Source organism: Acinetobacter sp. S4400-12, assembly GCF_024129495.1.
Classification (GTDB): domain Bacteria; phylum Pseudomonadota; class Gammaproteobacteria; order Pseudomonadales; family Moraxellaceae; genus Acinetobacter; species Acinetobacter lwoffii_C.
The window spans coordinates 1-12139 of the sequence record NZ_JAMXYB010000049.1; the positions used below are offsets into that span (position 1 = coordinate 1).

General features: G+C 36.6%; 10 protein-coding genes and 1 pseudogene. 8 read left to right on the forward strand and 3 right to left on the reverse strand.

The features are described 5' to 3' along the window. Positions 1 to 68: 68 nt before the first annotated feature. Genes NI461_RS13145 through NI461_RS13165 form a run of 5 tightly spaced genes read left to right on the forward strand, consistent with a single transcriptional unit; the run spans position 69 to position 6551 of the window. Complete coding sequence (locus NI461_RS13145; RefSeq protein WP_253157567.1) at positions 69 to 659, forward strand: C-terminal helicase domain-containing protein; 591 nt, start codon at positions 69 to 71, stop codon at positions 657 to 659. A gap of 57 nt (positions 660 to 716) precedes the next feature. Continuing rightward, complete coding sequence (locus NI461_RS13150; RefSeq protein WP_253157547.1) at positions 717 to 2864, forward strand: PIN domain-containing protein; 2148 nt, start codon at positions 717 to 719, stop codon at positions 2862 to 2864. Between the two features lie 44 nt (positions 2865 to 2908). Next, positions 2909 to 4024 carry a hypothetical protein gene (locus tag NI461_RS13155; RefSeq protein ID WP_253157550.1) on the forward strand — a complete coding sequence of 372 codons (1116 nt, stop codon included), beginning with the start codon at positions 2909 to 2911 and terminating at the stop codon, positions 4022 to 4024. Positions 4025 to 4083: 59 nt separating this feature from the next. Then, on the forward strand, positions 4084 to 5937 hold the full coding sequence (locus NI461_RS13160; RefSeq protein ID WP_253157552.1) for an AAA family ATPase: 1854 nt from the start codon (positions 4084 to 4086) through the stop codon (positions 5935 to 5937). A gap of 26 nt (positions 5938 to 5963) precedes the next feature. After that, entirely contained in the window at positions 5964 to 6551 is a 588-nt protein-coding gene (locus NI461_RS13165) for a 4Fe-4S single cluster domain-containing protein (protein WP_253157555.1), read from the forward strand. A 121-nt stretch (positions 6552 to 6672) separates the two neighbouring features. Here the strand turns inward: NI461_RS13165 and NI461_RS13170 are convergent. The 3 genes and pseudogenes from NI461_RS13170 to NI461_RS13180 form a co-directional block, all read right to left on the reverse strand. Next, a pseudogene (locus NI461_RS13170) lies at positions 6673 to 6790 on the reverse strand (transposase domain-containing protein); the annotation flags it as partial. A gap of 68 nt (positions 6791 to 6858) precedes the next feature. After that, positions 6859 to 7731, reverse strand: coding sequence for a DUF6502 family protein (locus NI461_RS13175; RefSeq protein ID WP_253157569.1), 873 nt, complete (start codon positions 7729 to 7731; stop codon positions 6859 to 6861). Positions 7732 to 7811: 80 nt separating this feature from the next. Then, positions 7812 to 8513 (reverse strand): hypothetical protein, encoded by a 702-nt coding sequence (locus NI461_RS13180; protein ID WP_253157558.1) that lies wholly within the window; start codon positions 8511 to 8513, stop codon positions 7812 to 7814. A gap of 108 nt (positions 8514 to 8621) precedes the next feature. Between NI461_RS13180 and NI461_RS13185 the strand changes: the two genes are divergently transcribed. From NI461_RS13185 to NI461_RS13195, 3 genes are all read left to right on the forward strand, one after another. Continuing rightward, positions 8622 to 9023, forward strand: a complete 402-nt coding sequence (locus NI461_RS13185; RefSeq protein WP_253157560.1) for a transposase family protein — start codon at positions 8622 to 8624, stop codon at positions 9021 to 9023. A gap of 1115 nt (positions 9024 to 10138) precedes the next feature. Then, complete coding sequence (locus NI461_RS13190) at positions 10139 to 10984, forward strand: OmpA family protein (protein ID WP_253157562.1); 846 nt, start codon at positions 10139 to 10141, stop codon at positions 10982 to 10984. 44 nt (positions 10985 to 11028) lie between these two features. Continuing rightward, a partial coding sequence (locus tag NI461_RS13195) for a BapA prefix-like domain-containing protein (protein ID WP_253157564.1) occupies positions 11029 to 12139 on the forward strand: 1111 nt, incomplete at its 3' end.

Below are 12139 nucleotides of genomic sequence, written 5' to 3' on the forward strand. Positions count from 1 at the left end.
ATAAAGTGCCCCAAATAGAAGAATTACTACCTCACCGCTGGAAACCTGAACCCCGTTAAAACTTGGCGATGGCGTTCAGCGGATGCTTACTGTCTTACAGAGACGATGAAAGTAGCAATTTAACAGAAGCTAAATTGATTGCTAAAACTCTAATCAACATCAATCTACAAATGAAACAACAAGGTTATCACAGTAAAAATAAGCAAAAAGTTGGTGTGGTGTCTTTTTACCAATCGCAGTGCCGAACTATTCGAGATGAAATTCGTAAAGCCAATGGTGGCAAATTAGATTTTGATGCCATTCATGTCGAAATTAACACGGTCATCCGTTACCAAGGTAAAGAAAAACCTATCATTTTAATAAGTCTAGTGCGTAATGATGGTAAGCCAAAAGAATACAGACGCTCATCTCGTGCCAATATCGCCCGTTTTGAATTTATTAATGTCGCAATGTCACGTGCACAAAACTTATTAATGGTATTTGGTGCACGTAATATGTTGGAGTTACGTGATGTGAATTTACCGAATATGGATAAACCTGGCACGAGCAAACGTAAAATTTATCAGGACATCTTTAATCGTTTGGATCGTGAAGGACAGGTCTGTACAGCAAGGGAATTTCTACAGGCTTGTGAAATTTCAAAACCACAGGTGGCTTAAGTCATACTTTTATTTAGACGTTATGACTATTTGAACTAAATTTTATAGAGAATAATTATGTTGAAATTGCTTAAAAGTTTTGAAGTGAGCCTACCTGTGTATCAGATGGAATCGCGTGTAAATTATCAAGCGATACGCCAACCGAGTGTTTTTGAAGGGTTACTCTTAAACTTAGCGGTGAAATACAAAACCATGCTTGGGCAATATAGTTTAAGCCAAGTATGTGAAAAATTTAAAATTGAAGCATTTTTAGTGCAAAAAGCACTTTACAGTTTGATTGATAATGAAATGCTAGAACGTTGTGATACTGATTTAACAGCCATACATGTTAAAGATCTGACAGTGACGACACTAGGAAAAGATTTATATCACAAAAATGAAATGCCAAGTGAGAATAAAAATGCTGAATTAAAAAGCATATTTCATCCATTAATAAACCAGTTTATTAGTGATAAAGACTATAAATTAAAACCGTATGATACCCAAGCACCTTACGTAATGCCTCAAACGCTTTTTGAAGCAAATATATCGCATATTGATCAAATGATCCGTGACATGCTTAACCAGGCAAGTGAGAAACAGTTTGAATGGAAAAAGCCGAATACTAATATCAGTAACGTTAATAGTTTAGTGGCTAAGACAGTAGCACATCGCTTACCAATACGTATTGCGCTTACTATGCAAGGTCATCTTGGATTTGATGCTAAAGGAAATTCGGAAGTACAGCAAATATTTAGTGTGTGGCTTGAGCAAACTAAGCATGAAGTGCTGTGGGAGCATCTTTTAGCCCCAACGTTCCAACAGATAGACAATGATTTACCCACTTTTGAATGGTCATCAGTATTAGATGTGACGCTGGCAGAAAATACTTTACTCGATGAGAATGCATTGATTCAGGTTTATGCTGAAAAAAGCTCAAACCAAGTCAGTAATAAACCAGAAATCGTTTTGTCGGAAAAAGCAAAATTAGCCAAATTACAAGGTAAAACCCTAACTTTGCCATTCACTACGGCTTTACCACAAGGCTTTCAGGCATTGTACCTATATAAAGATCAAACAGCGACAATCGTATTAAAAGGTAATACCCATATCTTTTATGCCAAACAACCACGTTTGGTGGCTTTGAAAATTAAACTTCGTGATGAGCAAGTGTGGTCAACAATTAAAAATGAAGTGATGCATTGGAATACTACTAACACTTTAGACGTCTTAGCATTTTCACGTTACTTTTTATCAGAACATGAAGTGATTCAACAGGCACCAAATTTAACGATGAAAGAAGCCATGAATTTGCATGAAGCTATGAAAAAATTGAATAATACCGGTTTACGTGCTAGCACGTGGTTAGACAAAATTCAACAGATTGCAAATTTTACTGAATTAAAAGATTTTCGTAGTACTTTTGCACATTTAGAACTTGCACCACAATGGGTAGAACCTCTCTTTTTTGCAAAATTACTTGATGATGCTTTTGACAAAGGTCAAAAAGCTGGAACAACACTCGATCGAGACTTTGCTGATCTTATACAGATACAAAAATCTTTAAAAAGTCAGATTAATCCTGATGTGCTCAATCCAAATCAGCAGATTAATTCCAGCTCTTTAAATAAGGTAAATATAAAGGCCCTAGCTTTAATCGACGATTGGCTAGATTGTTATGAGAAACTACAACTAAAGCATACTGAAATTTTGAATCTTTGCGAAAAACTACAAAAGCAACAAAAACATTTAGTGGTATTAAAACAAGGAATTGCACAAAGCTTTGCACCTTTACGCACAGATGCTAAACCTATTGCTGTATTAGATACTAGCTATTTGATGCGTCATAGTGATGCTCTGAATAATTTAGAACGTGATTATTTTGTGGTGATTCCGCAAGTTGTCTTACATGAACTAGACGGCCTTAAAAAGGGACAAGATGGGGATAACTTTAGCGAGCAAGCACAGCAAGCGAGACGTGCGATCCGTGCTATTGAGCATTTAACATCAGAACATATTGAACCGACTCACGATGAGTTTGTAACTATCATTGCAAAAAGCAAAACAGCACAAGAAATGACTGCGGATGAACAAATCCTTTCAGTGGCTTTATTTTACCGATTTAACAGTACTGAACTTTTTAGTTTAGATAAAAACATGGGGAATTTGGCAAAAGCAGTCAATATTCGCACTACATCCGAATATCAGCCTAAATTAATTAAATAATATCAATAATTTATATCATTAAAGATTTTAAACAGGATTTTAATATGAGTGCAATTCATGAACGACGCTACCGCCTACAACGTGAGCGTGAAATTGCTCAGGCACGAGTACGTGAAACAACTACACAATATCTTGAGCGTTATCAAAACACGTTAAATCAGTTAGATGAACAAGGTTTAACTACCTATGTAGAAGTTGAAGTTACGCAAATAAAAAAACAACTTACTCACATGCGTAATTTATTGACAGCCGATGCTTTTGCTGCACGTGAGCTTAGTCTAAGCATCGGACAACGTATCTACGGCTTAAGGGCTCTTGCACGTGACAATCAACAGATTGAAATTGAAAACCAACGCCTTGAAGCCTTAGAAAAACAACGTCAATTGGCAGAAAAACGTCGACAAGAAAATGCTGAATTAGAACAAGCATGGCAACGCAATTGGCAAAAATGGAGTGATAAACTTGCTCGTAATTTGGCTTTAAATGAGTTAAGTACCTTACGCCAAAAGATTTTTGCTAATGGAAGTCATTATAGTATTGAACAAATCAATCAAGAGATGGATAGAATTCAACAACATTATGAACAACTAGCAAAACAGCAAAGAGAAAGCCAACAGCAAAAAATTGAACAGCTAGCAACACAAACCTTATTACAGCAACTTGCTGATGATGTTAAAGAAGGACAACTACCTCTTGCTGAGACCCAACAGTTGCAAACAGATTTAGTAAAGCTTATGGATGATCCTGCTGTCAGTTTTGATCAAGTAAAAAGCATGGCGCAAAAAACAGATCAAGCCTTAGAAGATGAAAGTATTCGCCGTGAAATGGTAAAAGCAGTTTATCAGTCCTTACAAAATGCAGGATTTAGCGTATTAAAACCAAAGCGAGTGAAAGAAAAGGATCAGGACATTGTGATTATCCAAGCACAACGCCCATCTGGCAATCAAGCAAAATTTAAAATTGAGTTAGATGGTAAAGTCCGTTACGAGTTTGATAATTATCGTGGTCAAACTTGTAAAGAAGATATGCAAAAAGTCTTGCCACGACTATCGGAAGTTTATGGCGTAGAACTCAGTGATGAACGTGTGATTTGGTCAAACCCTGATGATGAAAGTGCAGAAATGAAACCTTTAGCACCTCATCAACAGCAACGTGGTTAAGATCAATCACACTTTAGACAGATAAATTTATCATCACTTATGCAAACAACAGGATAAAAATGAATACACAACATATTCAAACATGGTTAGAAAATTTTGAGCGTCAAAGCATGTTACGCCGTGCATTGGTGGTATCGGGTAATATTATTGATCTCGCCTTCGCTAAAAATGGGCAATTACAGCCGATTAATCAAATCATTAGTGATAGCCTAAAAGCAAAAGGCTTTCAGCATGTGGTGTTTTATTCACGTGTGGGTGGGATTTCAGGTGTAACAACACAACAATGGAATGATTTACAGGCGACAGGTTTTCAGTCGTCAGTATTTGATGAGGCTGATGATTATGACATGGGTGAAGCAGATAATTCTTCAACTCAGGTAAGCAATAGCACTGTAGGTCAAACAGAACTCACACCGAAAGACTTTTTTGCAGTTGTGCAAAAGGTGATGTTTGAATCTCAGCAACGTGTCGCTTTTGTGGTGGATTGGTCCAACTATATGTTTGGTCAAATTAACAGTTTAAGTGATGCCGAGCGTGCATGGTTACAACAAATTTCTAAAAGTATCCGTGATGCTCAAGTCAATTTAAGTGCAAATGAAATTGATAAACCGCAAAGTTTATTAGTATTTTTATGCTCAGGATTAAGTAACCTACCACCAAGCTTATATTTAAATAATCCATTATTTGCGGAAATTAATATTGACTTACCTAATTTACATGAACGTGAACGTGCGATTTCAGCATTAAAAATGGCGTTTCAAGTACAAGAAGATCTATTGCCACAATCACAAGCCATGACTGATTTTGTTACGCTGACCGATGGTTTTACCGTTCGAGATATCTATCATTTGGCACGTTTATCACGTCAGCAACAAGAAACATTAAACTTACAAAACTTAGTGTCTTTATATCGTTTTGGCAAGCGTCAATCTCCCTGGGAGCTGTTAAATCATAGCAAGTTAAAAGGCACAAAAGAGACTCTTAAACTGCGGGTGAAAGGTCAGGATCAAGCCATTGAGGCAGTCAATAAAATTCTAATCCGAGCTTATACAGGCTTATCAGGTTTACAGCATTCAGCCAAAGCTCGAACTCCTAAAGGTGCTTTGTTCTTTGTGGGACCAACAGGGGTGGGTAAAACCGAATTAGCAAAGTCTTTAGCACAATTTTTATTTGGTGATGAAGATGCCTGCATCCGTTTTGATATGTCCGAATTTAACCATGAGCATGCTGATCAACGTTTAGTGGGTGCACCTCCTGGTTATGTCGGTTATGAACAAGGTGGACAACTCACCAACGCTGTGAAAAATCGTCCATTTTCTTTATTGTTATTTGATGAAATTGAAAAGGCGCACCCGCGTATTTTGGATAAATTTTTACAAATTTTGGAAGATGGCCGTTTAACTGATGGTAAAGGTGAAACCATTTCTTTTGCGGATACTTTTATTGTGTTTACCTCAAATATTGGCGCAAGCGAAATTGAACCAAGTACTCCTGAACAAGTCTCAGCACAATTTCAATCTGCGGTACAACATCATTTTAAAACTGAGTTAAAACGCCCTGAACTATTGGGGCGTATTGGTGAAGCCAATATTATTCCGTTTAATTTTATGGACAATGATGAAATTTTAAAAAATATCGCGCGTTCCAAATTACACCCCCTTGAACAGCGTTTAAAAGACAAATGGCAAATTCAGTCATTTCGTTTTGAAGATGAAGATAAAGCCTTGCAAACCTTGATCAATCAAGTCAATAAACAACATGGCGGGCGTGGTGTCCTCAATGTTCTGACCAAGCATTTATTTGATCCATTGGCAGATTTCTTATTTGCCGAAGTACAATATCCTGAACAATTGAAAAACCGGAGTATTGAGGTAATTCAGGCGGGTAAGGTTTTTGATTTTAATATTGTGTAAGAAAAGCAATAAATAAGGATCAGCATATGGCATGGTTGAATATAGCAAAAATGATTGATGTTACCCAAGCAGAAGGACCTGGTCTACGTACTGCCATTTGGGTACAGGGTTGTTTAAAACGTTGTGTTGGGTGTTGTAATGGGAAATTTTTAAAAATTCAACCAGCTGATGTGTGTGATTCACATATGATTATTGAACAGATTGCCCAAAATCGACAACAGTATGGCATTGAGGGGGTGACTTTACTGGGAGGAGAACCATTTTTGCAGGCAGAAGGTTTGGCTGATGTGGCTCAAGCATGCCGAAAAATGGGTTTATCAGTAATGGTGTTTAGTGGTTATCAGCTGGAAGAATTGGATGATGATCGCTTTAAAGGGGCATCACAATTGCTTAATGCCACAGATGTTTTGGTGGATGGAGAATATCAACATGCTTTGACTGAAAACGTGCGTAATTGGGTTGGATCTACGAATCAACGTTTTCATTATTTTACTAATTTTTATGACCCAAGCATTGAAACACGAGTGTTAACGGTAACCAATGAATGGCGTATCAATACACATGGGCAAATTTTGGGTAATGGTTTGCCTTTTATCTTAAAAGCTAATAACTGAAAGAGCGGATTAATTTTTCTATGAGAGTGATGGCTGTCCGGTTCCAAAAACGATTAATTTTTTGTGTGCGGATGAAATAGCAAAAGGAGGGTAAGCGTCCGTTGAACCCCATAGCTATATTTTAATTCGATTCAGGTTTCCAGCGGTGTGGCAGTAATTCTTCTATTTGTCGACAACCTTTTCAGCACATCACTTAAATAGGCGTACAGATCTAACCCATTCAGGACTTTATTCTTGATAAAAATCATCTAATACCACAGAGAATCTATAAATAATAATGCGTAAGTCTTATTAAAAGACTACGATATTAATTTTTATTTATATCGATTGTATCATACTCAAAAATTCCGACTCTAAATCGACGATTTGCATCAATTTGACCTTCATCTTTTTGGCAAAGCTCTATTGCTTCGGCCAATAAACTTTTGGAAAATTTCCCCCATAATTCAACAACCCTTTCTTTCAAATAGTTAATAGACTCTTCAGTCAATTCATTTGCAAAAATCGCTTGTTCTAAAAAATAGTTTTGATTTTCAGTCAAATTATGAACGCCAGCAGCGATATGATCAGATAAATTTTCAGCCAGAATCTGTTTTGCTTGATGAGCTTCAGGAGCAGGTGTAAAACTTTCTTGATGTAAAATTACTTTTCCCCCTGCTTCTGTTACTAGTCCAATCCTCTGTAACTCTAATAAAATAGATCGGGGATGTTTGTCTCTAGAAACTTGTTTGACTAACCCTTCAAAACTATTTTCATTACCAGTAAGGGGTAATATATACGGCAAATCTTGGTGCACCCATAATGCAACGACTCGAGCAGGCACGCTGATTGGCATAGTATTTCTATAAGTCAGAGGGATTATAGTATGTTTACCTCCATTCTCTTGCTTAATTTGACTAACATCCCGTCTATTTAAACCTGAAAGTAAACTAATCGAAGAGTCAGTTTTTTTTTGACCTAGATGTTCTAATTCTTTAATAGCCTCATTATAGAAGAGGGGACGAATCGCATTAGAAAACTCACTATAGCCAATTCCTGATTTGACTAACCAATGAGTAAGTTCTCCCATAACTTTTAGTGTATATTCTAATGTAGATTTAGATTCTGATGAGAGGACTTTATTTTTATCAACTAAATAAGCATCTACATCAGATTCATTCAAATTAAATTTACTTTCCATTGTGCCTTTATAGCCCATTTCCATTGTGCCTTTATAGCCCATCTAAAAAGTTTTTATATTATATTTTAAAAAACTTTACATCACATTTCTTCAATTTTTAATGAAATTTCCCTAGCCTCGCAAGTTTGAGAGTTTGGTCGATCTACAACGCGATTTATGCTGAAAAAAGTTCTATAATTGATAGTCCATGTTTGATCTTTAAAAGGCAAATTATATTTAAGATCAAATATTTTTTCTTCATACGGTTTATAAATTTGTAAACTCTGATTCTGAGTACAAGATACTTCAATATTTTCATTGAACGGAATCAGGTTTTGATCTTGTAAAGTAAAGCCGGATTTACAGTCATGATTATATTGGTAAACAGTTTCTGAGCTTAAATTCTTAATATGTGCTTGTAAATGTAAATTATGTAAATCATTCGGCTCTATATAACTTAGATCAGTTCCGTAACCATCAGGAAGTATTTCGTTAGTTGTTTTGTTTACAAGATGAAGTGAAATTTCTAAAGGGGCACAATAATGCATATTATTTACAGGAGTCCATACAACGAACCTGTCTTGCATTTCATTTTCATCCCCAGTTGATGGCAAAGGGGAAGTTGGATCTGATAGTAATGGGGGAGTCGAACCAGTTCCAGTATTCTGTCCAGAGCCAGAACCTCCAACAGTTACTCCAACTCTATAATTTTCTTCACCACAACCAGTAACAAAAACAACAGAAATTACGGTAATTTGTTTTAATACTTTGTCAAACATATTAAAAATAAAGAATGATTGCATTTTTTGATTATACTATAAAATAGACCTCTTGCATAAATCAAAAAATGACCAACTTGGTGGTCGTTTTTTCGTACCGATCAATAAGCCGTATTCGGTTATCGTTGTTGCATGAACTACTCAAAAGTAAAAAAACTGCTAAGCCAGCAGTTTAAAAGATTTGTCGGAATACAACCCTCAACTTTTGCAGAAATGCTTGAAGTATTGAGATCCGCTCAAAGTGATAGCCGACGAGGAAGACCCTCAATACTTTTGCTTGAAGATCAGCTGTTGATGACTTTAAGCTATTGGCGCGAATATCGCACACTTTTCCATGTTGCGATGACCTATGGTATCCATGAATCAAGGGCTTCACGCATTATTCAAAAGATTGAAAACCTTTTAATTAAATCCGATAAATTTCATTTACCTAAAAAGTTACCAAAAGGTGAAGGTGTAGATTGGGAAGTTATCGTGATTGATGCCACTGAAATGACGATAGAACGTCCCAAAAAAACAGAAAAATTACTATAGCGGCAAGAAAAAACGTCATACGATCAAAGCCTAGCTGACGATTCACTATAAAACTAGCCAGATTATATCAACAGCCATTGCACAAGGTAATGTACATAATTTTCAGTTATTTAGAAAACGCCGTAAAAAACAAGATGCCGTCTTGGTAACCAATCAGGTTTTGAGATTATTAGACCAATAAATAATCTTTTTGATAGGCAGTCTGATGTTTTAAAACGCCATAACACAGACGTATAAGCTTGCGCATTGCAACACCTAAAGCACACCTTTAATTTTTATCCTGACTTAATAATTATTGATATAAAGCTTCAATGTGTGGATTCTATTGAATCGCTGTTAAGGTTTACATATACAATACTGAGCGTATTTTACTGTCATCTGCTTTTGATAAGTGACTTTTGCTTGTTGGCCGAACTGCCAGACAGCTGATTTACTGGAACCAAATCTACATATGCAGCAGCTTAACTTGCTTTTTTAAACTTGTACGAATGAAATAACCCCAACAATAATAATTCTGATTGTTCACCATTGAAGAAATAGTTTGTAGTAATTTCAAATCCTATTTCAATGTGGATTTTTGGTCTATATGGTTATTTATTAGCTTATATGAGTGGACTGCGCCTTTTAAGTAGATTCTTTTCCCGTAATAAACTACCTAGGTAAACATCACGTCTACCTATTAAAGCTTTTAATAAGCTGAAATTTTTAGGTTAAGGTTGCTGTAAAGAAGCGTTCTTTATACCACGTGCTCTGTATGATTTTTGTAAAGCTCATCAAAATAGAAATTTGATGAGCTTTTTTTATGGCGACCAATATTGATCAAGTGAATAGGTAGAAAGTTTTGGAATTTAGTTGCATCTTGTTGACATATTTGATTTTTAATCTTGGTTTAATTAGGACTATCTAGTTAAGTATTTCTAATAAAACTATAAAGTGATGCAGTTCACATAAAAATAAATGTTCAAAATGCACATTTAATCTGATATAAAGATGACGAAATGTATGCTGTGTCACAATAACAATCTTTCAATTCAATGGATTCATAGAAAGAAATTTGTGCAGCAAATGTACTTGAAATTGTTCCTTAAATCATTCTAAGTCCAGAAGGGGGGGGTATGTTGAGATTGTCACTTTTAGCTGTTGTAGCTTCATTGGGGATGGCGGCTTGCACATCTAGCTCATATACGAAGCCATCAGATTTACGTTTTCAGAAAAAAACGCAAGAAACTAATCAGCTTATTATATTAAAACGAGACGAGAAGCTGTGTGAGGGTGATGTAGCAGAACAGCAAAATTGCCCAATTGAATTTTATATCGATAGTGTTAAAGCTGGAAATTTTTATATAAATAATTCGGCTCAATATGCATTGAAATCAGAAACATATAATTTCAAAGTAAAAAACTGTACTGAAGAATCATGCCAAAGTTGTGATGTTGACTTAAACGTAGGAAAGCTAACAAGCAATGAATTTGTACTCTCTGTCAATACAGACGGTAAACCTTTTATTTCCAATAATGGTCAGCCTTTAAGTTGTGAGGTGAAGCATCAGGTTGCTGCTCAGGAACAGACAATACGAGTGGATTTAGCTGCGGACACTTTATTTAAATTTGACGGTTCTTCCTTGAATGATTTACTGCCAAAGGGCCGTCAAGAGATCTTGAATGTTGCTTCGCAAATTCATAACAACTTCGTTTCTGTAAGCCACATCAATTTAGTTGGTCACACAGATCGTTTAGGAAGTGATAGCTATAACAATCAATTGGGGCAAAACCGTGCAGACACAGTACGCAACCTGTTGGTTCAAAATGGTGTGGCAGGGAATGTGATTTCAACTGCAAGCGCAGGTAAAGGCCAACCTGTGACGAATGGTTGTTTTGATGTAAAACAGCGTGAAGCATTACATGCATGTCTACAGCCTGACCGCCGTGTAACTGTCGAAATTACAGGCATTACTAAATAGTTAAAGTTTTTGAAGATAAAAGAATATAGTTTTTGGGTAAAAATATGACTAATTTTATTGTAATTGACAAAGACTCATTAAATAAGTCTACAGTAAATGCGACACAGATTACATTAACCGAAGCTTCTATTGTTCATACTAAAATGAGCCGTGATGACGTCGATGAATTTATCCGTGATGGCAATAACTTAGTGCTTAAGTTAAAAAATGGTGAAGTTGTTGTCATTGAGAATTTTTTTATAACATATGACGATGTCGCTTCAGATTTGGTTTTTGAAGAAGATGGGTGTGTTCTATATTGGTTTGATGGTGTATCGGGTTTTAAAGGCATTCCAGGATTAGAAGCATTATTGCCTGCTGTTGAAGGCAGTAAACTTGTTGGATTGTTACCTTGGTTGGTCGGCGCTGCTGTAGTTGGTGGTGCTGCGGCGATTATTGACCACAATGACAAGGATAAGACAGAATCGATCCCGAATGGCACTAATACGCTTAAAGTAAATACAGATGGTACAGTTACAGGTAAAACAGAGAATATCCCTGAAGGTACTGACGTTAAAATTACTATTAGCGGCAAAGATAAAGATGGGAATAATATTGAATATCAAGATATTGTTAAAGTTGATAAGGATGGCAATTACGTAACGGATGTGCCACCAAATTTTGCAGATGGTGACTTAGTTGTTGAGTCTGAAGTTATTGATCGCAATGGCAATACGGTCCCTGCGGAAGACAAATTAGGCACAGGCAAAACGGATGATCCAGCAACTCCAGGCGATGAAAGTGCTGGTTTAGACCGTGATCCAGGCTCAATTGACTTAACGATTGGCAAAGACGGTTCACTGACAGGTGCAACAGAAGACGTCGCGCCAGGTACAGAAGTTGTTATCACCATTCAAGGTGTAGACAAAGACGGCAATGTTGTGACAGAAAAAGTTACAACCACAGTGAAGCCGGATGGCAGCTACGAGGCGAAACTTCCAGCAGGCACGACGATTGTTGATGGTTCACCATTAGTTGGTGAAGCTGTGAGTACGGACCGTAATGGCAATGAAGTTAAAGGTCCAGATGAGCTTGCAGGCGCGCCAGGCGTCACAGTTCCGCCAGAGCTTGAAGTGACTCTTCCGCCAGCAACAGGCGGCGGCTTAGACCTTGAAC